The sequence below is a fragment of the Paenibacillus sp. UNC496MF genome (genome assembly GCF_900113915.1).
GTDB classification, from domain to species: Bacteria; Bacillota; Bacilli; order Paenibacillales; family Paenibacillaceae; genus Paenibacillus_Z; species Paenibacillus_Z artemisiicola.
Genome location: NZ_FORE01000005.1, coordinates 310,291 through 332,735, shown reverse-complemented (window position 1 = coordinate 332,735; position 22,445 = coordinate 310,291). Strand labels below are relative to the sequence as shown.

The following is a 22,445-nucleotide window of genomic DNA, read 5'->3' as shown; positions in this document are numbered from 1 at the left end:
GCCTGCGCGTGCCGCGCATGGCCCGGCTTTTGCGAGTAAAGGGATGGAGGTCCAATCATGAGTTTTTTTAAACGTTTGAAAGAAAGCATCGCCCAGAAGACCGAGGCGGTCACGTCCATTTTCAAGGAAGGCTTGACCAAGACGCGGACCGCGTTCGTCGGCAAAATCGAAGAGCTGATTCTGCGCCGGAAGAAGATCGACGAAGCGTTTTACGAAGAGCTGGAAGAGATTTTGATCGGCGCGGACGTCGGCGTGAACACGGTCATGCAGCTGATCGACGAGCTGCGCGCGGAAGTGAAGAAGCGCAAAATCGAGGAAGCGTCCGAGCTGCAGCCGATTTTGTCCGAGAAGCTGGTGGAGCTGCTGAAGGGAAACGCGGCGACGTCGCTGCGCATGGCGGACCAGGGGATGACCGTCATTCTGTTCGTCGGCGTCAACGGGGTCGGCAAGACGACGACGATCGGCAAGCTCGCGCATAAATTCAAGTCCGAAGGCAAATCCGTCCTGCTGGCGGCGGGCGATACGTTCCGCGCCGGCGCCATCGAGCAGCTCGAGGTGTGGGGCAAGCGCGTCGGGGTCGACGTGATCAAGCAGGAATCCGGCGCGGATCCGGCGGCGGTCATGTACGATGCCGTCCACGCGGCGAAGCAGCGGGGCGTCGACGTGCTCCTGTGCGACACGGCGGGCCGGCTGCAGAACAAGCATAACTTGATGGAAGAGCTGAACAAGATCTTCCGCGTCATTCAGCGCGAGGTGCCGAACGCGCCGCACGAGGTGCTGCTCGTGCTCGACGCGACGACCGGGCAGAACGCGCTCAGCCAGGCGAAGCTGTTCGGCGAGAAGAGCGGCGTGACGGGCCTCGTGCTGACGAAGCTCGACGGCACGGCGAAGGGCGGCATCGTTATCGCGATCCGCAACGAGCTGGACTTGCCGGTGAAGCTGGTCGGCTTGGGCGAGAAGATGCAGGATCTGCAGGAATTCGATTCCGAGCAGTTCGTGCACGCGCTGTTCGGCGGGCTGCTGCAAGCCGCCGAGGACGAAGCCGAAGCGGACCGGGATTAGGTGACAAGGAAATCAGCTTGACAGGGCATAGGCCGCTGCGCTATGATAGTCGTCGTGGAATGGTGTAAAGGCGTTTGCCTTGACGCAAAGGAGCGGATCGCATGAACATGCACGAAACCGACGCCCTGGCGAAAACGAACCGGATCAACATGTTGTTCGATTTTTACGAAACGCTGCTTACGGAGAAACAGCAGACGTTTCTGAAATATTATTTTCATGACGATTACTCGCTCGGCGAGATCGCGGCCGAGTTCGATATTAGCCGTCAAGCGGTCTACGAGCATGTCAAGCGCGCGGAGGCCGTGCTCGAGAGCTGCGAAAGCAAGCTGCAGCTGCTCGCCAAGCATGAAGCGGCCGAGCGGTGGCTGGCCAAGCTGGACCATATGGCGGAGCGGTTCGCGGGAGACAGCGACATGCGCGCCGAGCTCCTGGCCATCGTGCAGGGGCTTCGCGGAGAAGGCGGGAGCGCTACATAAATTATTTTCAGGAGGTGACGGTCATGGCATTCGAAGGGTTGTCCAGCAGGCTGCAGAACGTGTTCGGCAAATTGCGCGGCAAAGGGAAAGTGACGGAGGATGACGTCAACGAGGCGATGCGCGAGGTGCGCCTGGCGCTGCTCGAAGCCGACGTCAACTTCAAGGTCGTCAAGGATTTCATCGCGAAGGTGAAAGAACGCGCGATCGGCCTCGAATTGACGAAGAGCTTCACGCCCGGCATGGTCGTCGTCGACATCGTTAATAAAGAATTGACGGAGCTCATGGGCGGCACGAACACGAAGCTCGCCAAAGCGAACAAGCCGCCGACGGTCATCCTGATGGCCGGCTTGCAGGGCGCGGGCAAAACGACCTCGTCCGCCAAGCTCGCCAAGCTGCTCCTTAAAGAGAAGCATAAGCCGCTCATGATCGCCGGCGACATTTACCGTCCGGCCGCCATCAAGCAGCTGCAGGTGCTGGGCGAGCAGATCGGCGTGCCGGTCTTCACGCTCGGCGACCAGACGTCGCCGGTCGAGATCGCCCGCCAAGGGCTGCAGCTCGCGAAGGACAACGGCCATGACTACGTGATCATCGATACTGCGGGCCGGCTGCACATCGACGAGGCGCTGATGACGGAGCTTCGCGACATCCACGAAGCGACCAAGCCCGACGAGGTGCTGCTCGTCGTCGACGCGATGACGGGCCAGGAAGCCGTCAACGTCGCCCAGAGCTTTCACAGCCAGCTCGAACTGACGGGCGTCGTGCTTACGAAGCTCGACGGCGATACGCGCGGCGGCGCGGCGCTGTCGGTCAAAGCCGTCACCGGCTGCCCGATCAAATTCGCGGCGACGGGCGAGAAGATCGAGCCGCTCGAGCCGTTCCATCCGGAACGGATGGCGTCCCGGATCCTCGGCATGGGCGACATGCTGTCGCTGATCGAGAAAGCCCAGACCGCCATCGACGCCGAGAAAGCCGCGGAGATGGAGCGCAAGATGCGCACGGCGGAATTCACCTTCGAGGATTTCCTCGAACAGATGGAGCAAGTGCGCAAACTCGGACCGCTCGACCAACTGCTCGACATGATGCCGGGCATGGGCAAGATGAAGGACATGAAGAATTTCAAGGTCGACGAGAAGCAGATCGGCCGCGTCGAAGCGATCGTCAAATCGATGACGAAGGAAGAGAAACGCAAGCCCGAAATTCTCAACCATAGCCGTCGCAAGCGCATCGCGTTCGGCAGCGGAACCTCCGTCGCGGAGGTCAACCGGCTGATCAAGCAGTTCGACGACATGAAAAAAATGATGAAGCAGTTCTCGTCCATGATGGGGCCGAAAGGACCGAAGGGCGGCCTGAAAGGGCTCAAGGGCATGCTTCCCAAAGGGATGAAATTCCCGTTCTGACCGCTTGATTCCGGACGGTTCCGGACAGGCGAAATTCTTTGAAGGAGGTGAATTCTCATGGCAGTACGTATTCGTTTGAAACGCATCGGTGCGCACAAGGCGCCTTTCTACCGCGTAGTGGTATCCGATTCCCGTTCCCCGCGCGACGGTCGCTTCATTGAAGAAATCGGGACTTATAATCCGGTCGCTCAACCGGCTCAAGTCAACATCGATGAAGAAAAAGCTCTGAAATGGCTCCAAAACGGAGCACAAGCTTCCGATACGGTCCGCAACTTGCTTTCCAAAGCGGGCGTAATGACGAAGCTTCACGAGCTGAAACTTCAAAAATAACCTACTCGGTGCGGGGGGCCTATTGTGATGAAGGACTTGATTCTTGTCATAGCGAAGGCTTTAGTGGATAACCCGGAGGATGTGCGCGTCGACGTGAAGGAAGACGATCGCGGCACCGTTTACCTGCTGTCGGTCAATCCCGACGACGTCGGGAAAGTGATCGGCAAGCAGGGACGGATCGCCAAAGCGCTGAGAACGGTCGTCGCTTCGGCGGCCGTCAAATCGCAGAAGCGCGTCATGGTCGATATCATTTCGTAGCGATCGTGCATCGAGACAGGGCTAGGATGGCTATCCTAGCTCTTTTTCGATGCAAAATACGAATAAGGCAGGAGACAACGCATGAATCAACAATGGCTATCGGTCGGGAAGCTCGTCAACACTCACGGCATCCGCGGCGAAGTGAAGGTCATCTCCCAAACCGACTTTCCCGAGGAGCGGTTTGCGCCCAATTCCAAACTGACGCTCTTGAACGAAGAGAACGGGCAGCAGCTGGACGTGGAAATACAGAGCGCCAGAGAGCATAAGGGCATGTATTTCTTGAAGCTGAAGGGCTACGACAACATCAACGACGTCGAGAAATACAAAGGCTGGGCTTTGAAAGTCCCGAAGGAAGACATGGTCGAGCTGGAGGAAGGCGAATATTATCATCACCAAATTATCGGCTGCGCCGTCGTGACGGACGAAGGCGCAGACCTTGGCGTCATTACGGAAATTTTGGTGCCGGGCGCGAACGACGTGTGGGTGGTGCAGCCGAAGAAGGGCAAGCAGGTGCTGATACCGGTCATCGACGAGGTCGTGCTGGACGTCGACGTGCCGAACAAGACGGTCAAGGTTCATCTGATGGAAGGGCTGATCTAAGACATGCGCATCGACGTCTTGACCCTGTTTCCGGAGATGTTCGAAGGCGTCTTCGGCGCCAGCATTCTCGGCAAAGCCCGGGAAAAAGGAATCGTCAGCCTGAACGCGGTTAACTTTCGCGATTACGCGAACAATAAGCATAATACGGTAGACGACTATCCGTACGGCGGGGGCGGGGGCATGGTGCTGAAGCCCGAGCCGCTGTTCGCGGCGGTCGAGGATCTCATGCCGGAAGGCGGATCGCAGCCGCGCGTCGTCCTGCTCTGCCCGCAAGGCGAGCCCTATACGCAGCGAAAGGCCGAGGAGCTGTCGGCTAGCGAGCACCTGGTGTTCGTCTGCGGCCATTACGAAGGCTACGACGAACGGATTCGCCAGCATCTCGTGACCGACGAAATTTCGGTCGGCGATTACGTGCTCACCGGCGGGGAACTGCCGGCCATGGTCGTTATCGACAGCATCGTCCGATTGCTTCCAGGCGCGCTCGGCAACGAGAATTCAGCCGTGACGGACTCCTTCAGCACCGGGCTGCTGGAGCATCCGCATTATACGCGCCCGGCGGTTTTCCGGGGCTGGGAGGTGCCGGAGGTGCTGACGTCCGGCCATCATGCCAACGTGGAGACCTGGAGGCGCCAACAATCCATATTGCGGACGCTGGAACGCCGTCCCGAGCTGCTCGAAACCGCGGAGTTGAGCAAAAAAGAACGGCTTTGGCTGGCGGAACGAATCAAGGAGCGGGACCTTCAGGCGCATTCCGCGTCCGATGCAGAAAAATAAGGAATTCGGCGGATCCCGTTATTGTATTCTAGGCGGGATTGTGTTAATATATCAGATGTTGCTTTGTTAACTCGGACGGTCCGCTATAAGCGAAGATCCGGCCTTCCTAGCGAAACCGGTAGCTTATAAGAACGTCTATGGTGGAAGGAGTTGAAATCAAATGAATCTTTTGCAAACTATTGCGCAAGAAAATCTTCGTACTGACCTTCCAAGCTTTCGCCCGGGCGATACGCTTAAGGTACACGTAAAAGTCATCGAGGGATCCCGCGAACGGATCCAGCTGTTCGAAGGCGTCGTCATCAAGCGTCGCGGCGGCGGCATCAGCGCTACTTTTACGGTACGTAAAATTTCGTACGGCGTTGGCGTTGAAAGAACGTTCCCAGTGAACTCGCCGAAAATCGAGAAGATCGAGGTTGCTCGCCGCGGTAAAGTCCGTCGCGCGAAACTGTACTATCTTCGCAATCTTCGCGGCAAAGCTGCGAGAATCAAAGAAATTCGCTAATGCACACGACAAGGGGGGGACTTGCGCAAACAAGTCCCTTTTCGCTTTTTTACGTTTAAATTTCGGAAGTCGGCCGGCGGCAAAACCGCGGGCAAATCCAGCCGGGTGAAACTTGCCGCGCCGAAAATCCGTTTATTTCTTACATAGCTGACCATTGTATCGCATCGGCGAACAAGGCTATTACTCCTGCACAGAAGAGGGTGTAATCATGGACCAACAACATCGCAATGACGAACAGCAAGTCGAGCAGGAAAGCGTAAAGCCTGAGGAGCATCGGGATGTCGTTGACGGCACGGATGCCCCCGATTCGCCGAATAAGCCTCCGGTCAAAGGCAAGGCGCAGAAGGAGCTGTTCGAATGGGTCAAGGCGCTGGCCATCGCGGCGATTCTCGTCCTGGTCATCCGCTACTTCCTGTTCGCGCCGTTCATCGTGGACGGGCCGTCCATGGAACCGAACTTCTACACCGGCGAGCGGTTGATCGTCGACAAGGCGATCTTCGAGCTGCGCAAGCCGAAGCGCGGAGAAGTCATCGTATTCCACGTGCCGGAAGAAGGCCGCGATTTCATCAAACGCGTCATTGGCGTCCCCGGGGATAAGATCAAGTACGAGGACGACAATCTGTACGTGAACGGCAAACTCGTCGACGAGCCGTACTTGAAGGAATCGATCGCGGCCGCGAAGGCGAAGGGCGAGATATTCAACAATAACGGCGGGGAAGAACGGAACTTCCCGAATTCGAATTTCGACACGGACGTCGTGCCTCCGGGCCACGTGCTCGCTTTCGGGGACAACCGCCGCAACAGCAAGGACAGCCGGATTATCGGCTTCGTCGACGACAAAGAGATCGTCGGCCGGGCGGACGTTATTTTTTGGCCGCTCGACAAATTGGCTTTCGTGAAACAAGGATGAGGTGAATTTTCGGCATGACGATACAGTGGTTTCCCGGCCACATGACGAGAGCGAGAAGGGAAATTCAAGAGAAGCTGAAATTGATCGACATCGCGATCGAGCTTCTGGATGCCCGCGTTCCGCTTTCGAGCCGGAACCCGATGGTGGACGAGATTTTGCACGGCAAGCCGCGGTTGATCCTGCTGAACAAGGCGGATTTGGCCGATGCGCGGACGACGGAGCTGTGGCGGGCGCATTTTGCGAATTTAGGCTATGCCAGCCTGGCGATCGACGCTTCGACGGGCAGCCGGGTGAATGAAATTCCCGCCAAGGTGCGAGAACTGCTGCACGAGAAGATTGCCCGGCAAATCGCCAAAGGCATGACGCCTCGCGCGGTGCGCGGACTGATCGTCGGGATCCCGAACGTCGGCAAATCGACGCTGATCAACCGGCTTGCGGGCCGGAACATCGCGGCGACCGGGGATCGCCCGGGCGTCACGAAAGGCCAGCAGTGGATCAAGGTCGGCACGGAAATGGAGCTGCTCGATACGCCGGGGATTTTGTGGCCGAAATTCGAGGATCAGCTCGTCGGCTACAAGCTGGCGATGACCGGAGCGATCAAGGAACAGGTGCTGAACGTGGAGGACGTGGCGTTCTTCGCGATCAAGGAGCTGGCGGATCGCTATTGGGACGCGCTCGCGGAACGCTTCGGCCTGACGGAGCCGCCGCGGGATCCGGAGGATAATGAGGAGCTCGTGCGCGTCATGGAAGACATCGGGCGCAAGCGGGGCTGCCTCGTCAGCGGCGGCCGCGTCGATTTGGAGAAAGCGTCGGGCATTATTTTGCGCGAGCTGCGCGCGGGGAATTTGGGCCGCATCACGCTCGAGTCGCCGGAGGATGCGCGTTAACGGGAACGGCTGCCTTGTATAGACGGGGCGGCCGTTTTTTATTGGCATGCGGAGCGTATATGTGGAAAGGGCGCAAGCAAGAGGCAGCTTTGGTGATGAAGGCAAGCGGCATTCGGGCATCTAAGAAGCGGTCCGTTTCCGAAAGCGACCCGGGAAGCCTTGGCCTCTTGTTCGTTTGCGCGGATTTTCCAACGACCGTTCAAGCTCAAGGTCATGACAAACGAGGCGGCGCTTGCGATAATAGAGGAACGCGAAACCGCTTGCTCGTGTACCGTTCATAATCGTTTGGGAGAATCGTTTTCGGATATTGATATAGCGTAGATCCGGCAGGCATGGGGTGATCTATCGGGTTGCCGCCGGATGGACGGGATATGCAGACGCGGCCTTTACGCGTCGCGTTTGTGGAGAGAGGAGAGAACGGCATGTTGGACGAATTCGAGAAGCCGTTATGGGAGCAAGGAATCCGCGGCATCGCCGGTATCGACGAGGTGGGACGGGGCTGCCTGTTCGGGGACGTCGTGGCGGCCGCCGTCATTTTGCCGCAAGGATTGGTGCTGGAAGGGGTCAACGATTCCAAGAAGCTGACGGAGAAGAAGCGGGAGGCCTTGTATTGGCAGATCATCGACTGCGCGGAAGCCTGGTCGGTCGCCCGCGTCGACGCCGCGACGGTGGATGCGGTCAACATTAAACAGGCCGCGCGGCTGGCGATGAAGCAAGCCGTCGCGTCGCTGGGCGTTCAACCGGCCTACTTGCTCGTCGATGCCGAGAAGGTGGACGTCGACGTGCCGCAGGAGGCGATCGTCAAAGGGGACGCAAGAAGCCAATCCATCGCCGCGGCTTCCATTCTCGCGAAGGTGACGCGGGACCGGCTGTGCCGCGACGAATGGGATAAGCTGTATCCCGATTACGGCATTGCGATACATAAAGGGTACGCCACGAAGCTGCACCGCGAGAAGCTGCTCGCCCACGGCCCCAGCCCGATGCACCGGCAAAGCTTCCTCGGCAAGCTGTTTGCGGAGCAGCAGGCGTTGTTTTAAAGAGCCGGCCGAAAGACGGCGATTAAGCAATACGGATTTGACGAGGGCTCGCCAGGTGATTGCGTGAAGGGATGATTGCGTAATTGCAATTGCGACATAGCGCAATTGCGTAATGGGATCGTAGTGCTTGGAGCCCGCGACCGATTCTCATTGACCCTGTGCAGCAGGCCGCTGCGAGCCGCGTATTCGGCCATTGATTTGCCGCGCATGCGGCGGGGGTTCAACCGGGCGGCGGTTTGGCCGATAAAAGGGCTATAGGTTTTTGCGCAAGCGGAAGGAAGTGCGGCACATGTCGATGTCGATCGGACAGTTAATGAAAGGCTTGGTCGGCGATGCGCAGCCCGGGGACGTCCGCGCGCTCGAGCTGAAGGCGGGGCAAAAGGTGCGCGGCAGGCTGGTGAAGATGACCGGCGACCATGAAGGCATCGTGCAAATCAACGGCGTACCCGTCCAGGCGAAGCTGGACACGCCGCTCGAGCCCGGCAACGCGGTGCTGCTGCAGGTGCAGCCGGAATCCGCCGACGGCGCGCTCGTGCTGAAGCAGGCGGAGCCGGATGCAGGCCCGGCGCCCGAGGCGAGCGTCAAGGCGTGGATCCAGGCGCTCGGGCTGCCGGATACGAAAGCGTCCGCGTCGCTGGTCGAAGAGCTGCGAAAAGACGGGCTCGCCTTGACCCGCGACGCGGCGAGTCAATTCAAAGCCGCGCTGGCCGCCATGCCTGCCGGCGGCGATGCGCAGTCTTGGCTGCGGGCGGCCGCGCTGGCGTTCAAGCGCGGCCTGCCGATGACGGGCGCGACGATCGGCGCGCTTCGGCAGGTGCTTGCCGGGCCGCCGGCGCACGCGCTGCTGGACGCGCTGGAGGCCGGGCTTGCCGCTTGGCGCTGCGCGGGCGCGGAGCAAGGCGCCGCGGCCGGATCCGCGCCGCCGCCCGTCGGGGCGGCGCAAGCGGCCGCAGCGAAGCTGCAGGCGCTGCTGGCCGAAGGCGCGGCGCTGATGCGCGAAGCGCATGGGGCGGCCGCGGAGGCGGGAGCGGGCGGTCCGCCGCCGAAGGCGGGCGAGCTTAGCCGCGCGTCCGCCGGCGCGCCGACGCCCGGTGCATCCGCGCGAAGCGGCGTTGAAGGGCTGCCGCAAGAGCCGCGTATCGCACCGGGAGAAGCCGCCATGCAGCGGAACGGGACAGTGGCCGCCAGACCGGGGGCAGCGCCCGAAGCGGCGAGTTCGGCGGCACCTAACGGGCCGCATGCGGGCTTGAATGCGAATACGGCTCAGCCGCAAGCGTCTTCGTCCGGCGGCACCTGGGTCGGACAGCTGATGAAGTGGATGGGCGTCGATCATGAACGTTTGCTGGCTGCGGCAACGATCCGGTCATCGTCGTCCGCGACCTCATCGCCGGTTCCCCCCTTGTCGGGAAACGCCCGTCAAGCCGCCGCGGACGCAACGTCATCATCGGCTGTAAAGGCGGCTATCCAGGAAGGGCAGCCGACATCGGACGGACCGGAACGCGAGGTAGCGATGCAAGCGCGAAACGCGGCTCTGCCGGGCGCGTCGACCGCTGGAATGCCGCTTCTCGATTTATCGGGGGATTCCGGCAAGCTCAGCGCGACCGAGTCGCTGAAGAGCGCGCTTATGACCGTGGCGGCCGCCAACGACGTCCCTCCGGCGATTCGCGATGCGGCGCAACAGCTGGTCTCGCATATTACCGGTCAGCAGCTATTGATGACGCCGGAGAAAAACGGCGCGTTATTTTCCCATGTGACGCTGTTCGTGCCGATGAACGGGCCGGACGGCAGCCAAACGGCTTCCGTCCATATTCAGACGCGAAGAGGACGAAAGGGCGAGCTTGACGGGGACACTTGCAGACTGCTGTTCGATCTGCGCATGCATACGCTCGGGGACACGGTCGTGGACGTGCAGGTCGTCAATAGAATCGTCAACCTCCAGCTGTGGAACGATCATCCCGCCACGGAGCGGCTGCTTGAAACTTCGCGCGGCGAGCTTGACGAAGCGCTCTCGAAGGCGGGGTATGCGTTATTGACGTTTCGCGCGGATCCGATGCCCGAACGCATGGCGGAGCGGTTGAACGGCCAGGACGGAACGAAGGCGACGGCCGACGGCCTGAAATGGGCGGCAAAGCCGTACAAGGGAGTGGACCTTCGCGTATGAACGGAGCGCATAAGAGGCGCGCGGCGCCGATGACCGAGTCGTACGAGCCGTCGAAAAAAGCGGTCGCGCTGAAATACGAGCCAGGCGTCGATGCGGCGCCGGTCGTCGTCGCGAAGGGCAAAGGCAAGCTGGCCGAAGCCATTCTGGACAAGGCCGCGGAAAGCGGCGTACCGGTTCAGCAGGATTCTTCGCTCGTCGAGGTATTGTCGAAGTTGGACGTCGACCAGGAGATTCCGCCGGAGTTGTACACGCTCGTCGCGGAAATTTTGTCCTTCGTGTATCGATCCGACCAACGGGCGGGAGGAGAAGAGCGCCGATGAGACAGAATCAACGTAAAGTCAAGCCGGACGGAAGAAGGGCGATCGGCCTTTACGGCGAAACGAAGGCGGCCGAATATTTGGAAGACCGCGGCTACCGCATCCTGGACCGGAATTGGCGCTGCCGCGCGGGCGAATTGGATATCGTGGCCCGCTATGAGTCGGGGATCGTCTTCGTCGAGGTACGCACGCGCCGGGCCGGCGGGCGATTCGGAACCGCGGTGGAATCGGTGGACGGCCGAAAACGGCTGCAAGTCCGGTCAATCGCCGAGGTGTACCTGTCGATGAACAAGCTGCATGGATCGCGCCTGCGATTCGATGTCATTGCCATCACGCTTCGCCAACGGGACATAGCGCCGGAAATCTTCGAAGTCGTAGAGCTTCGGCACGTGGAAGCCGCGTTTTAAACTACAATAGGGATGCAAAAAGAGATGCCGGCGCGGCATCTCTTTTTGGAGCGGGTACAAGGCGATGTTGATTGCGTGGCAAACGGCGATGACGGCGAACGGGGGACAGTTAAGATTGCCGCGCACGTCATAACGTATGCAGCTTGCGATCCAAGCTCCGGTAGCCGATTGCTTCCGCCACATGCTCCTGGTCGACGCGATCTTGGCCGTCGAGGTCGGCGATCGTTCGGGCTAGCTTCAAAATGCGGTCATGCGCCCGCAGACTCACGCCCAGCGAATCGAACGCTTTGCGGAGCAGCTCTTCCGCGGCTTTCGTCATCTCGACCGCTTTGCGCAGCGACGCGCCGGCCAATTCGCCGAGCCCGCGGCTATCGCTTGGCCGCTCCGAACGCCGGCGAACGGCTTGCAGCACGATCGCGCGCATCTCCGACGTCGTCATGCCGCTCGTCAACCCCTCCGAAGCAAGCGGTCTCGGCACCTCGATGTGCATGTCGATGCGATCCAGGAGCGGACCGGATATTTTCGCCCGATATCGGGCGATTTGAATTTCGGAGCAAATGCAGCGCTGATCGTCTGAATCATGGCCGTAGTAACCGCACGGACATGGATTCATAGAGGCCGCGAGCAGAAAGGAAGCGGGGAAGCGGAAGACCGCGCGCGAACGGGCGATCGTCACTTCCCGGTCCTCGAGCGGTTGCCGGAGCACCTCGAGCGCGGCCCGCGAAAATTCGGGGAGCTCGTCCAAGAACAACACGCCGCGGTGCGCAAGCGTCACTTCGCCCGGCCGGGGGATGGACCCTCCGCCGATCAAGCCGGCCGCGGATATCGTATGGTGCGGGCTCCGGAATTGCCGCTCCCGCATTAGCGACGGAATTCCGCCGGGCAGCTTGCCGGCCGCGCTGTAGATCTTCGTGACCTGCAGCGCCTCCTCTTCCTGAAGCGGCGGCATAATCCCGGGGAGCCGTTTGGCGAGCATCGTTTTCCCCGTGCCCGGCGGTCCGGCCAACAAGACGTTGTGACTGCCGGCGGCCGCGATCAACAGAGCGCGCTTCGCGTGATGCTGCCCCAGCACGTCTCCGAAGTCGCCGTGCCCCGCAGCGTTACCGCCGTAACCGGCGCCAGCGGGCGGGGCAAGTTCCGCATCGCCCGCAGAATCATATCGAAGCGCTTCCCACGATTGTCGGTCGGATTTGGGATCGCCCAGCTCGCGCAGATGGGAGGCGGCGAACAGTTCCATGCCTTCGATGCAAGCGGCTTCGGCGGCGTTGCCGCGGGGCAGCAGCACCTTCGAGATGCCGCGCTGCTTGGCTTGCTCGACCATGGCCAGCACCCCGGGGACCGCTCTCAATTCGCCGTTCAAGGCCAGTTCGCCCAGGACGAGGAAATCCCGAAACAACGCGCTCCGCAGCTGGCCGCTTGCGGCCAGTACCCCGGCGGCGATGGCGAGATCGAAAGCCGTTCCTTCTTTTCTTAAATCCGCCGGCGCCAGATTGACGGTAATCCGTTCCATCGGAAACGCAAACCCGCAGTTCTTGACCGCCGCCCGCACGCGTTCGACGGATTCCCTCACCGCGGGATCCGGCAGGCCGACGACGTTGACCTGCGGCAGACCGCTCGATATGTCCACCTCCACGGCAATCATTCGCCCTTCGACGCCGTAGACGCTGCCGCTGCATATTTGCGTGTACATGACAAAAAACACCTCCGCGCTGAATTCGGCCGAAGGTGCTTCCTCACAGAACCGTTGCAAAATCATTCTCCATTCATCTTAATGGAGGAGCAAAATCATTGTCAACCGCGCAGAATGCCGAGTAACCTTCGAACTGCGCGCGGCGCTGCTGGTCTTGTCCCATCTAAGAGGCGTCGCAGTTCGCATTAAGCGAAGTGCATCCGTTGCTCTCTTCGTTTGAAGATGTTACAATCGATCCATGACGAACATGTGTTCCGTATCAATAAATTGATGGTCTTTGGAAATACTAGGGTCTGGATCAAGACATCCCCAAACCGTGGGAAAGTAGTCCGCTTTCATCTCGCATTGAGATGAAAATGATATCAAAAAAGCTGGTTTTTCGTCCTAAAAAATTAGGAAAGCCATATCGAATCGTGTTACAATACTTATTGGTTTTGTGTACATACGTAGGATTTAACTGCGGATAGGAGGATTTTCGTAAATGAATATCCATGAGTATCAGGGTAAACAATTGCTGAAGCAATATGGGGTTGCCGTGCCGGAAGGCAAAGTGGCATTCTCCGTGGACGAGGCTGTTGAAGCGGCAAAATCGCTGGGCACGCCCGTAACCGTTGTGAAAGCGCAAATCCATGCGGGCGGCCGCGGTAAAGCCGGCGGCGTCAAAGTCGCGAAAAGTTTGGACGAAGTGCGCGAGTACGCAAGCCAAATCCTTGGCAAAGTACTGGTCACGCATCAAACGGGACCGGAAGGCAAAGAAGTGAAACGCCTGCTCATCGAGCAAGGCTGCGACATTAAGAAGGAATACTACATCGGTCTTGTCGTGGACCGCGTAACGGGACGCATCGTCATGATGGCTTCCGAAGAAGGCGGCACGGAGATCGAAGAAGTCGCGGCGCGCACGCCGGAGAAAATCTTCAAAGAAGTCATCGACCCTGCCGTCGGACTTCAAGTGTTTCAAGCGCGCAAGCTCGCTTACGCGATCAACATCCCGAACGAGCTCGTCAACAAAGCGGCCAAGTTCATGCTCTCGCTGTATGCGGCATTCGTGGACAAGGACTGCTCCATTGCCGAAATCAATCCGCTTGTCGTAACGGGCGACGGCAACGTCATGGCGCTCGACGCCAAGCTGAACTTCGATTCCAACGCGCTGTACCGTCATAAGGACGTTGTCGAACTGCGCGACCTGGAAGAGGAAGACGAGAAGGAAATCCAAGCATCCAAATTCGATCTGAGCTACATCGCGCTCGACGGCAACATCGGTTGCATGGTCAACGGCGCCGGTCTGGCAATGGCGACGATGGACATTATCAAATATTACGGCGGCGACCCTGCCAACTTCCTGGACGTAGGGGGCGGCGCTACGAAAGAAAAAGTAACGGAAGCGTTCAAAATCATTCTCTCCGACGAGAAGGTTAAGGGCATTTTCGTTAATATTTTCGGCGGCATCATGAAGTGCGACATCATCGCGGACGGCGTCATTTCCGCGGCGAAAGAGCTTGGTCTCGACCGTCCGCTGGTCGTTCGCCTCGAAGGCACGAACGTCGAGCTCGGCAAAAAAATGTTGAACGAATCCGGACTGAACATCGTGGCTGCGGACTCCATGGCCGACGGTGCTCAGAAGATCGTCGCGCTTGTGAAGTAAGTTAACTATTGTCGCGATTTGGCGGCACACGAATTCATTTAGGGGATGTGAGTCTCGATGAGCATTTTGGTAGACAAAAACACGAAAGTCATTACCCAAGGCATTACTGGCGCTACGGGATTGTTCCATGCGAAAGGCGCACTCGATTACGGCACGCAAATGGTCGGCGGCGTAACGCCGGGCAAAGGCGGCACAAACGTCGATATCACGCTCGAAAACGGATCGGTCGTATCGCTTCCGGTCTTTAATACGGTGGCGGACGCCGTCGCCAAGACGGGCGCGACCGCATCGGTCATTTACGTACCGCCGGCTTTCGCGGCAGACTCCATCATGGAAGCCGTCGACGCGGAGCTGGATCTCGTCATCTGCATCACCGAAGGCATTCCGGTCATCGACATGATCAAAGTGACGCGGTATATGGAAGGCCGCAAAACGCGTCTGATCGGACCGAACTGTCCGGGCGTCATCACGCCCGGTGAATGCAAAATCGGCATCATGCCGGGCTATATTCACACGAAAGGCCACGTCGGCGTCGTATCCCGCAGCGGAACGCTTACATATGAAGCGGTTCATCAGCTGACGACCCGCGGCATCGGACAATCCTCCGCGGTCGGCATCGGCGGCGACCCGGTCAAAGGTTCGGAATTCATCGACATCCTGAGCATGTTCAACGATGATCCGGACACCTACGCGGTCATCATGATCGGCGAAATCGGCGGCTCCGCGGAAGAAGAAGCGGCCGAGTGGATCAAGGCGAACATGACGAAACCGGTCGTCGGCTTCATCGGCGGCGCAACGGCGCCTCCGGGCAAACGGATGGGCCACGCGGGCGCCATCATTTCCGGCGGCAAAGGTACCGCTGCCGAAAAAATCGCGACGCTGGAGAAATGCGGCATCCGCGTTGCTCCTACGCCGTCCGAAATGGGCTCCACGCTCGTCAGCGTGCTTGAAGAGCGCGGCATGCTCGAGAAGTGCAAAACGCACTAACGTTCGCTTGAATCGCATAGTCCATTCTAGAAGGTAAGCAACCTTTCCAACCCCTTGACGGGCCGGAGAGGTTGCTTTTTTTTATTGTTTTGCAAAAATCGGCTTGCATTCTGTTGATGCCTCAAGCAAAATAGGATGCGGGTCCTTAAGGGGCTGGGACATTCCAATGAACGAATTGAATCGTAGAGCGGAAGCGCTCATCACGCTGCACGAAACGCCGTCCGTCGGCTGGAAGTCGGTACGCAAGGCCGTCGAAAGCGGCCAATGGCCGGATTATGAACGCTTCAAGCCGGAAGCATGGATCAGCTCCGTCGGGCTGAAGCCGGAACAGGCGCTGGCATTAACGAATGCGTTTTCAACCGTTGATCCCGTTAGACGCCGGCTGCAAGCGTGCGAGCGGGGGATATCCTACTTGACCTATTTCGACGATGACTACCCGGAACTTCTCCGAGAATCGCCGCAGCCGCCTTGGGTGCTTTATCTCATCGGTCGCGCCGAACTGCTGAGGCGGCATGCGATCGCGATCGTCGGCACGAGAGGGCCGACGTCTTACGGGAGGAAGACGGCGTCTTCGCTGGCCGAAGGGCTGTCGGAGAGAGGCGTTACCGTCGTGAGCGGCCTTGCGCGCGGCATAGACGCGCTTGCGCACGAAGGAGCGCTGAATGGCGCCGGCAGCACGATCGCCGTCCTGGGGACGCCGGTAGACCGCGTATATCCCGCCGAGAACCGGCTGCTCTACCAGCGAATCGCGAGCCAAGGGCTGATCGTCTCGGAGGTTCCGCCGAACACGCCGTTTCATCCCGGGTTGTTCCCGCAGCGCAATCGCATCATCGCGGGTTTGTCGCACGGCACCGTTGTCGTGGAGGCCGCCGAGCGTAGCGGGTCGCTCATCACGGCGGATCAAGCGCTGGACATGTCGAGAGACGTCTTCGCCGTTCCGGGGCCGGTCTCGTCTCCGAAGAGCGCGGGTACGAACGGCTTGATTCGGCAAGGCGCGAAGCTCGTGGCATCGGTTCAGGACATTCTCGAGGAGTACGAGGGGCTGTTTGATTTCGGCCGTACGGCTAGTCCGGACAAGGCCGGAACCGCGGTTGAAGCAGACGTCGCGCTGGACGAAAACGAGGCGTTGATCTATCGTTTTTTGCGGGAAGAAGCGCGCACGACGGACGAGCTGCACGAGCTCTCGGGCTTCCCGTTTGGACTTTTGCATTCAGTTCTGATAAATTTAACTATAAAACGGAAGATTGAACAGCATCCCGGTTCCATATATAGTGTATTGTAACGAATAAGCGGAGAGGAGGGCACGCCATGGCGGATTCATTGGTCATCGTCGAGTCGCCGGCGAAAGCAAAAACGATCGGCAAATATCTCGGCAACAAATTTATCGTCAAAGCGTCGATGGGTCATATCCGTGACTTGCCCAAGAGCCAAATCGGCGTCGAAGTCGAAAACGACTTTCAACCCAAATATATTACCATTCGCGGCAAAGGCAGTGTCCTGAAGGAACTGAAAGATGCCAGCAAAAAAGTAAAAAAAGTTTATCTCGCGGCTGACCCCGACCGCGAAGGCGAGGCGATCGCGTGGCACTTGGCGCATTACCTCGAGATCGACGAGAGCGATACGTGCCGCGTCGTATTTAACGAGATTACCAAGCAGGCCGTAAAAGACGCGTTCAAGACGCCGCGGCCGATCAATATGGATCTGGTGAACGCGCAGCAGGCGCGCCGGATCTTGGACCGGCTCGTCGGCTACAAAATCAGCCCTCTATTATGGAAGAAAGTCAAAAAAGGGCTGTCCGCGGGCCGCGTGCAGTCCGTTGCCGTGAAGCTGATCATCGATCGCGAGAACGAGATCGACGCGTTCGTGCCGGAAGAATATTGGACCATCACCGCGCAGCTGAAAAAAGGGAACACGGCGTTCGAAGCCAAGTTCTACGGGCTGAACGGCGAGAAACTGGAACTCGGCAACGAAGCGCAAATGCAGACGGTGCTGGACGCGATGGGATCCGCTCCGTTTACCGTAAGCGAAGTGAAAGAGAAGGAACGGATGCGCAATCCCGCGGCTCCTTTCACGACGAGCTCGCTTCAGCAGGAAGCGGCGCGAAAGCTTGGCTTCCGCGCGTCCAAGACGATGTCCGTGGCGCAGCAGCTTTACGAGGGCGTCGATTTGGGCAAGGAAGGCACCGTCGGTCTCATTACTTACATGAGAACGGATTCGACGCGTGTCTCGCCGGTCGCGCAAGAAGAAGCGAAAGGCTATATCGAAGAGAAGTACGGACCGACCTACGCGCCGGAACAGCCGCGCGTGTATGCCAAGAAGAACAGCAACGCGCAGGACGCGCACGAAGCGGTACGGCCGACATCCGTGCTGCGCGACCCCGAAACGGTGAAGGAATTTTTGAGCCGCGATCAATTCCGGCTGTATAAGCTCGTCTGGGAGCGGTTCGTCGCGAGCCAGATGTCTTCGGCGGTGCTGGACACGATGACGGTCGACTTCAACGTCGGCAACGGCGCCATTTTCCGTTCCGTCGGGTCGAAGGTGAAATTCCCGGGCTTCATGAAGATTTACGTGGAAGGCAGCGATGACGAAGGCGCGGCCGACGAAGAGAAGTTCCTGCCTCCGCTCGCCGTCGCGGAATCGATTGCGGCGGATGCCGTCGAGCCGAAGCAGCACTTCACGCAGCCGCCGCCGCGGTATTCCGAAGCGCGTCTCGTCCGCATGATGGAGGAAATCGGCATCGGCCGGCCAAGTACGTACGCGCCGACGCTGGAGACGATCCAGAAGCGCGGTTACGTCGCGATGGAAGAGAAACGGTTCATTCCGACGGAGCTTGGCGAGCTCGTCATTCAAATGATGGAGGAATTTTTTCCTGAAATTTTGGATGCCGAATTTACCGCTCATATGGAAGAAGACCTTGACCACGTGGAAGACGGCAAAGTGGACTGGGTCCGCGTGCTCGGCAATTTCTACGATTCGTTCGAGAAGCGGCTTGAGGTCGCCGAAGAGGAAATGAAGGAAGTCGAGCTGCAGGACGAAGTGTCCGATGAAATTTGCGAGAAATGCGGACGGCATATGGTCTTCAAAATGGGGCGTTTCGGCAAATTCCTGGCTTGCTCCGGTTTCCCGGAATGCCGGAATACGAAACCGATCGTCAAAGACATCGGCGTCGCTTGCCCGAAATGCAAAGTCGGCAAAATCATCGAGCGGCGCAGCAAGAAGGGACGGTACTTCTACGGCTGCGACCAGTATCCGGGATGCGACTACGTCTCCTGGGATAAACCGGCGAGCAAGCCGTGTCCGAATTGCGGCGGGCTCATGGTCGAGAAACGCAACCGAAGCGGCGCGAAGCTCGTCTGCACCCAATGCGAACATAACGAAGAAGTGGTGGAAGAGCCGGAATCCGCTGAATTGTAGAGGAAGGCTTCGGAATTGAAAGGAAGGTAAACGCAGTGTCTGAAGTGCAACGTGTTACGGTCGTCGGCGCGGGTCTCGCGGGCAGCGAAGCCGCTTGGCAAATCGCCTCGCAAGGCGTGCCGGTTACGCTTTACGAAATGAGGCCGGCTACCAAAACGCCGGCTCACCATACGAACCAATTCGCGGAGCTGGTATGCAGCAACAGCCTCCGCGCGAACGGATTGACCAATGCGGTCGGCGTATTGAAAGAAGAAATGCGCCGCATGAACTCGCTCATCTTGGATTGCGCGGACCGGAACGCCGTTCCGGCTGGCGGCGCGCTCGCCGTCGATCGCGACGGCTTCTCCGGCGACGTGACGCGGATTCTGAAGGAACATCCGCTGATCGACGTGCGTACGGAAGAAATGACGGAAATCCCAACCGACGGAATCGTGCTGATCGCGACCGGGCCGCTCACGGCCCCGCGTCTCTCGGCGCAAATTCAAGGGCTGCTCGGCGAAGAATATTTTTATTTCTACGATGCCGCCGCGCCGATCGTCGAGAAGGATTCCATCGATATGTCGAAAGTATATTTGGCCTCCCGGTATGACAAAGGCGAGGCGGCATATCTGAACTGCCCGATGACGGAAGAGGAGTTCGAACGGTTCTACGACGCGCTCATTACGGCGGAGACGGCCGAGGTGAAGGAATTCGAGAAGGAGCAGTACTTCGAAGGCTGCATGCCGATCGAGGTCATGGCGGGCCGCGGCAAGCAGACCGTGCTGTTCGGGCCGATGAAGCCCGTCGGACTGATTAATCCCCATACGGGCAAGCTGCCCCATGCGGTCGTGCAGCTGCGTCAGGATAATGCCGCAGGCACGCTGTACAACTTGGTCGGCTTCCAGACGCATCTCAAGTGGGGCGAGCAGAAGCGCGTCCTGTCCCTGATTCCGGGTTTGGAAAACGCGGAATTCGTGCGGTACGGCGTCATGCACCGGAATACGTTCATTAACTCGCCGAGGTTGCTTAAGCCGACCTACCAGACGAACAAACGCGACAATCTGTTCTTCGCCGGCCAAATGACCGGCGTAGAAGGATACGTCGAATCGGCGGCATCGGGGCTCATCGCCGGGATCAACGCCGGACGGGTCGCGAAGGGCTTGGAGCCCGTCGTCTTCCCGGCAGATACGACGCTCGGCAGCATGGCGCAATACATTACGACGGCGGATTTCAAGCATTTCCAGCCGATGAACGCTAATTTCGGCCTCTTCCCGCCGCTCGAGAAGCGGATGCGCAGCAAGAAGGACAAGAACGACGCGATCGCTAACCGGGCGCTCGAGCAGCTGGCTCGGTTCAAAGAGTCGCAGCTGGCGGACGCCGGCAAAACCGAAGCGCTGTACGATTAACCGCAAAGCATGCGGTTCAGGATAAGCCAACAGCGGCAGCAACGAACGACAAGCGGCCGCTGTTTACTTTTTTTGAAGTTTTTTCAAAAATCAAGCTATTTCCACGATTAGCATTTTCTCTATTCCGACATACATAGCCGTTCATGCTTGGTCCATTTCGATGAAGGAGGGTTTACGATGAATATGGAGTTTCATGCTACGACGATCTGCGCGGTCCGCCACAACGGGAAGGGCGCGATTGCCGGCGACGGCCAGGTGACGTTCGGGAACAGCATGGTCATGAAGCACAGCGCGAAGAAAGTACGGCGACTTTACCGCGGCCAAGTCATCGCCGGATTCGCGGGATCGGTCGCCGACGCGATTTCGCTGTTCGAGAAATTCGAAGGCAAGCTGGAGGAGCATCACGGCAACCTGCAGCGCGCGGCGGTGGAGCTGGCCAAAGATTGGCGTTCGGACCGCGTATTGCGCAAGCTGGAAGCCATGATGATCGTCATGGATGCGACGGGACTGCTGCTTATTTCGGGGGGCGGGGAGATCATCGAACCGGACGACGGCATCCTCGCGATCGGCTCCGGCGGCAGCTTCGCGCTTGCGGCCGCAAGAGCCATCCGTCAGCACGCGCCGCAGCTCGAAGCGAAGGACATGGTGAGATCGGCGCTCGAAATCGCGGCCGACATCTGCGTGTTTACGAATCGGAATATTATTGTGGAAGAAATCGAATAGACTGCTAGTATAAGGAATATTTGGACGTAAATCGGAGGGATTCGAGATGCCAAACGAAGCTATGACACCGAAACAGATCGTCGCCGAGCTGGATAAATACATCGTGGGCCAGAAGCAAGCGAAGCGGTCCGTCGCGGTCGCCCTGCGCAACCGCTATCGCCGCAGCCGCTTGGATGAAGCGATTCGCGACGAAATCGTACCGAAAAACATACTCATGATCGGGCCGACAGGCGTCGGCAAGACCGAGATCGCGAGACGGCTGGCCAAACTGGTCAATGCGCCGTTCGTCAAGGTGGAAGCGACGAAGTTCACGGAAGTCGGCTACGTTGGGCGCGACGTCGAATCAATGGTCCGCGACCTCGTGGAAACGGCGATCCGCATGGTCAAGCTGGAGAAGACGGAGAAGGTGAAGGACAAGGCGGAAGCGATGGCGAACGAACGGATCGTCGCGATGCTGGTGCCTTCGTCCGTAAAAGCCAAGTCGTCGAAAAACCCGCTGGAAATGCTGTTCGGCAACTCTTCCTCCGGGTCTAAAGAACCGGAAGCGGAGCCGGAAGAAAGCGCGTCGGTTCTAGAGCGACGCAAGCAGGTCAAGGAGCAGTTGGCGACCGGCAAGCTTGAAAACGAGATCATTGAGATCGAGGTCGAAGACAATTCGCCGAACATGCTCGACATGCTGGCGGGACAAGGCAACGAAGGCATGGGCATGGGCGCGAACATGCAGGAGCTGTTCGGCCAGCTCATGCCGAAGCGCTCCAAGAAGCGGAAGCTGCCGATCAAGGAGGCGCGCAAGGCGCTCACCCAGGAGGAAGCGAACAAGCTGATCGACATGGACGACGTCATCGCCGAATCCGTTAACCGGGCGGAGCAGTCGGGCATTATCTTCATCGACGAGATCGACAAGGTCGCAAGCTCGTCCCGCGGCTCCGGTCCGGACGTTTCCCGCGAAGGCGTACAGCGCGATATTTTGCCGATCGTCGAAGGCTCGACCGTTATGACGAAGTACGGTCCGGTCAAGACCGACTATGTGCTGTTCATCGCGGCCGGCGCTTTCCATATGGCGAAGCCTTCCGATCTCATTCCGGAATTGCAGGGCCGGTTCCCGATCCGGGTGGAATTGACGAATTTGAGTCTTGAGGATTTCGTAAAGATTTTGACGGAGCCGAAGAACGCGCTGACGAAGCAGTACACGTCGCTGCTCGAAACCGAGGGCATTACAATCACGTTCTCGGACGAAGCCGTGCGGGAGCTGGCTTCGATCGCGGCGGACGTGAACAAAAACACCGAAAATATCGGGGCTCGCAGACTGCATACCATTTTGGAGAAGCTGCTCGAGGATCTGTCGTTCGAAGCGCCCGAGCTGTCGCTTGAAGAAATGACCATCACGCCGGAATACGTGCGCGAGAAGCTGGGCAATATTGCGAAAAATCGCGATCTGAGTCAATATATACTGTAAGGAACGGACAGGAAAGTAGGAGGCAAACGG

The 22,445-nt window shown here is 58.9% G+C and carries 22 protein-coding genes; 21 read left to right on the top strand and 1 reads right to left on the bottom strand.

What is annotated here, in order from left to right:
- The first annotated feature begins 57 nt into the window (after positions 1–57).
- From ftsY to BMZ79_RS06285, 14 genes are all read left to right on the top strand, one after another.
- Positions 58–1,062, top strand: a complete 1,005-nt coding sequence (ftsY, locus tag BMZ79_RS06350) for a signal recognition particle-docking protein FtsY (protein WP_090637687.1) — start codon at positions 58–60, stop codon at positions 1,060–1,062.
- A 107-nt stretch (positions 1,063–1,169) separates the two neighbouring features.
- Complete coding sequence (ylxM, locus tag BMZ79_RS06345; RefSeq protein ID WP_090638732.1) at positions 1,170–1,538, top strand: YlxM family DNA-binding protein; 369 nt, start codon at positions 1,170–1,172, stop codon at positions 1,536–1,538.
- A gap of 23 nt (positions 1,539–1,561) precedes the next feature.
- Positions 1,562–2,935, top strand: a complete 1,374-nt coding sequence (gene ffh / locus BMZ79_RS06340) for a signal recognition particle protein (protein WP_090637685.1) — start codon at positions 1,562–1,564, stop codon at positions 2,933–2,935.
- 57 nt (positions 2,936–2,992) lie between these two features.
- Positions 2,993–3,265, top strand: a complete 273-nt coding sequence (gene rpsP, locus BMZ79_RS06335) for a 30S ribosomal protein S16 (protein ID WP_090637683.1) — start codon at positions 2,993–2,995, stop codon at positions 3,263–3,265.
- 27 nt (positions 3,266–3,292) lie between these two features.
- Positions 3,293–3,523, top strand: coding sequence for a KH domain-containing protein (locus BMZ79_RS06330; protein ID WP_090637681.1), 231 nt, complete (start codon positions 3,293–3,295; stop codon positions 3,521–3,523).
- An 81-nt stretch (positions 3,524–3,604) separates the two neighbouring features.
- Positions 3,605–4,123: a ribosome maturation factor RimM gene (gene rimM, locus BMZ79_RS06325; RefSeq protein WP_090637679.1), complete on the top strand. Its 519-nt coding sequence runs from the start codon at positions 3,605–3,607 to the stop codon at positions 4,121–4,123.
- 3 nt (positions 4,124–4,126) lie between these two features.
- The gene (gene trmD, locus BMZ79_RS06320; RefSeq protein ID WP_090637677.1) at positions 4,127–4,897 is read left to right on the top strand and encodes a tRNA (guanosine(37)-N1)-methyltransferase TrmD; all 771 of its coding nucleotides are present in this window, start codon (positions 4,127–4,129) and stop codon (positions 4,895–4,897) included.
- A gap of 160 nt (positions 4,898–5,057) precedes the next feature.
- Entirely contained in the window at positions 5,058–5,399 is a 342-nt protein-coding gene (gene rplS / locus BMZ79_RS06315; protein ID WP_090637675.1) for a 50S ribosomal protein L19, read from the top strand.
- Positions 5,400–5,607: 208 nt separating this feature from the next.
- Positions 5,608–6,309 (top strand): signal peptidase I, encoded by a 702-nt coding sequence (gene lepB, locus BMZ79_RS06310; protein WP_090637674.1) that lies wholly within the window; start codon positions 5,608–5,610, stop codon positions 6,307–6,309.
- Positions 6,310–6,323: 14 nt separating this feature from the next.
- A complete protein-coding gene (ylqF, locus tag BMZ79_RS06305; RefSeq protein ID WP_090637672.1) occupies positions 6,324–7,196 on the top strand; it encodes a ribosome biogenesis GTPase YlqF in 873 nt (290 codons plus the stop codon).
- Positions 7,197–7,618: 422 nt separating this feature from the next.
- Positions 7,619–8,233: a ribonuclease HII gene (locus BMZ79_RS06300; RefSeq protein ID WP_090637670.1), complete on the top strand. Its 615-nt coding sequence runs from the start codon at positions 7,619–7,621 to the stop codon at positions 8,231–8,233.
- 289 nt (positions 8,234–8,522) lie between these two features.
- Entirely contained in the window at positions 8,523–10,394 is a 1,872-nt protein-coding gene (locus BMZ79_RS06295; RefSeq protein WP_090637669.1) for a flagellar hook-length control protein FliK, read from the top strand.
- Complete coding sequence (locus BMZ79_RS06290) at positions 10,391–10,714, top strand: EscU/YscU/HrcU family type III secretion system export apparatus switch protein (RefSeq protein WP_090637667.1); 324 nt, start codon at positions 10,391–10,393, stop codon at positions 10,712–10,714. Before BMZ79_RS06295 ends, BMZ79_RS06290 begins: the two co-directional genes overlap by 4 nt.
- Positions 10,711–11,118, top strand: a complete 408-nt coding sequence (locus tag BMZ79_RS06285) for a YraN family protein (protein WP_090637665.1) — start codon at positions 10,711–10,713, stop codon at positions 11,116–11,118. The genes BMZ79_RS06290 and BMZ79_RS06285 overlap by 4 nt, the downstream gene beginning before the upstream one ends.
- Before the next feature lie 127 nt (positions 11,119–11,245).
- Here BMZ79_RS06285 and BMZ79_RS06280 read toward each other — a convergent pair whose 3' ends face one another.
- Positions 11,246–12,808 carry a YifB family Mg chelatase-like AAA ATPase gene (locus BMZ79_RS06280; protein WP_090637662.1) on the bottom strand — a complete coding sequence of 521 codons (1,563 nt, stop codon included), beginning with the start codon at positions 12,806–12,808 and terminating at the stop codon, positions 11,246–11,248.
- A gap of 481 nt (positions 12,809–13,289) precedes the next feature.
- Between BMZ79_RS06280 and sucC the strand changes: the two genes are divergently transcribed.
- The 7 genes from sucC (at position 13,290) to hslU (ending at position 22,415) form a co-directional block, all read left to right on the top strand.
- A complete protein-coding gene (gene sucC, locus BMZ79_RS06275) occupies positions 13,290–14,450 on the top strand; it encodes an ADP-forming succinate--CoA ligase subunit beta (protein ID WP_090637660.1) in 1,161 nt (386 codons plus the stop codon).
- A 57-nt stretch (positions 14,451–14,507) separates the two neighbouring features.
- Positions 14,508–15,437, top strand: a complete 930-nt coding sequence (gene sucD / locus BMZ79_RS06270; RefSeq protein WP_090637659.1) for a succinate--CoA ligase subunit alpha — start codon at positions 14,508–14,510, stop codon at positions 15,435–15,437.
- A 166-nt stretch (positions 15,438–15,603) separates the two neighbouring features.
- A complete protein-coding gene (gene dprA / locus BMZ79_RS06265) occupies positions 15,604–16,719 on the top strand; it encodes a DNA-processing protein DprA (RefSeq protein ID WP_371263638.1) in 1,116 nt (371 codons plus the stop codon).
- A 26-nt stretch (positions 16,720–16,745) separates the two neighbouring features.
- On the top strand, positions 16,746–18,851 hold the full coding sequence (gene topA, locus BMZ79_RS06260) for a type I DNA topoisomerase (protein ID WP_090637657.1): 2,106 nt from the start codon (positions 16,746–16,748) through the stop codon (positions 18,849–18,851).
- 35 nt (positions 18,852–18,886) lie between these two features.
- Positions 18,887–20,236 (top strand): FADH(2)-oxidizing methylenetetrahydrofolate--tRNA-(uracil(54)-C(5))-methyltransferase TrmFO, encoded by a 1,350-nt coding sequence (gene trmFO / locus BMZ79_RS06255; RefSeq protein WP_090637655.1) that lies wholly within the window; start codon positions 18,887–18,889, stop codon positions 20,234–20,236.
- Between the two features lie 177 nt (positions 20,237–20,413).
- The gene (gene hslV, locus BMZ79_RS06250; protein WP_090637653.1) at positions 20,414–20,959 is read left to right on the top strand and encodes an ATP-dependent protease subunit HslV; all 546 of its coding nucleotides are present in this window, start codon (positions 20,414–20,416) and stop codon (positions 20,957–20,959) included.
- Between the two features lie 46 nt (positions 20,960–21,005).
- Positions 21,006–22,415, top strand: coding sequence for an ATP-dependent protease ATPase subunit HslU (gene hslU / locus BMZ79_RS06245; protein ID WP_090637651.1), 1,410 nt, complete (start codon positions 21,006–21,008; stop codon positions 22,413–22,415).
- The last annotated feature ends 30 nt before the right edge of the window (positions 22,416–22,445 follow it).

Excerpts from the sequence above, each read along its gene's own strand:
- ftsY (WP_090637687.1), top strand. The coding sequence starts at position 58 with ATGAGTTTTTTTAAACGTTTGAAAGAAAGCATCGCCCAGAAGACCGAG.
- ylxM (WP_090638732.1), top strand. The coding sequence starts at position 1,170 with ATGCACGAAACCGACGCCCTGGCGAAAACGAACCGGATCAACATGTTG.
- ffh (WP_090637685.1), top strand. The coding sequence starts at position 1,562 with ATGGCATTCGAAGGGTTGTCCAGCAGGCTGCAGAACGTGTTCGGCAAA.
- rpsP (WP_090637683.1), top strand. The coding sequence starts at position 2,993 with ATGGCAGTACGTATTCGTTTGAAACGCATCGGTGCGCACAAGGCGCCT.
- BMZ79_RS06330 (WP_090637681.1), top strand. The coding sequence starts at position 3,293 with ATGAAGGACTTGATTCTTGTCATAGCGAAGGCTTTAGTGGATAACCCG.
- rimM (WP_090637679.1), top strand. The coding sequence starts at position 3,605 with ATGAATCAACAATGGCTATCGGTCGGGAAGCTCGTCAACACTCACGGC.
- trmD (WP_090637677.1), top strand. The coding sequence starts at position 4,127 with ATGCGCATCGACGTCTTGACCCTGTTTCCGGAGATGTTCGAAGGCGTC.
- rplS (WP_090637675.1), top strand. The coding sequence starts at position 5,058 with ATGAATCTTTTGCAAACTATTGCGCAAGAAAATCTTCGTACTGACCTT.
- lepB (WP_090637674.1), top strand. The coding sequence starts at position 5,608 with ATGGACCAACAACATCGCAATGACGAACAGCAAGTCGAGCAGGAAAGC.
- ylqF (WP_090637672.1), top strand. The coding sequence starts at position 6,324 with ATGACGATACAGTGGTTTCCCGGCCACATGACGAGAGCGAGAAGGGAA.
- BMZ79_RS06300 (WP_090637670.1), top strand. The coding sequence starts at position 7,619 with ATGTTGGACGAATTCGAGAAGCCGTTATGGGAGCAAGGAATCCGCGGC.
- BMZ79_RS06295 (WP_090637669.1), top strand. The coding sequence starts at position 8,523 with ATGTCGATGTCGATCGGACAGTTAATGAAAGGCTTGGTCGGCGATGCG.
- BMZ79_RS06290 (WP_090637667.1), top strand. The coding sequence starts at position 10,391 with ATGAACGGAGCGCATAAGAGGCGCGCGGCGCCGATGACCGAGTCGTAC.
- BMZ79_RS06285 (WP_090637665.1), top strand. The coding sequence starts at position 10,711 with ATGAGACAGAATCAACGTAAAGTCAAGCCGGACGGAAGAAGGGCGATC.
- BMZ79_RS06280 (WP_090637662.1), bottom strand. The coding sequence starts at position 12,808 with ATGTACACGCAAATATGCAGCGGCAGCGTCTACGGCGTCGAAGGGCGA.
- sucC (WP_090637660.1), top strand. The coding sequence starts at position 13,290 with ATGAATATCCATGAGTATCAGGGTAAACAATTGCTGAAGCAATATGGG.
- sucD (WP_090637659.1), top strand. The coding sequence starts at position 14,508 with ATGAGCATTTTGGTAGACAAAAACACGAAAGTCATTACCCAAGGCATT.
- dprA (WP_371263638.1), top strand. The coding sequence starts at position 15,604 with ATGAACGAATTGAATCGTAGAGCGGAAGCGCTCATCACGCTGCACGAA.
- topA (WP_090637657.1), top strand. The coding sequence starts at position 16,746 with ATGGCGGATTCATTGGTCATCGTCGAGTCGCCGGCGAAAGCAAAAACG.
- hslV (WP_090637653.1), top strand. The coding sequence starts at position 20,414 with ATGAATATGGAGTTTCATGCTACGACGATCTGCGCGGTCCGCCACAAC.
- hslU (WP_090637651.1), top strand. The coding sequence starts at position 21,006 with ATGCCAAACGAAGCTATGACACCGAAACAGATCGTCGCCGAGCTGGAT.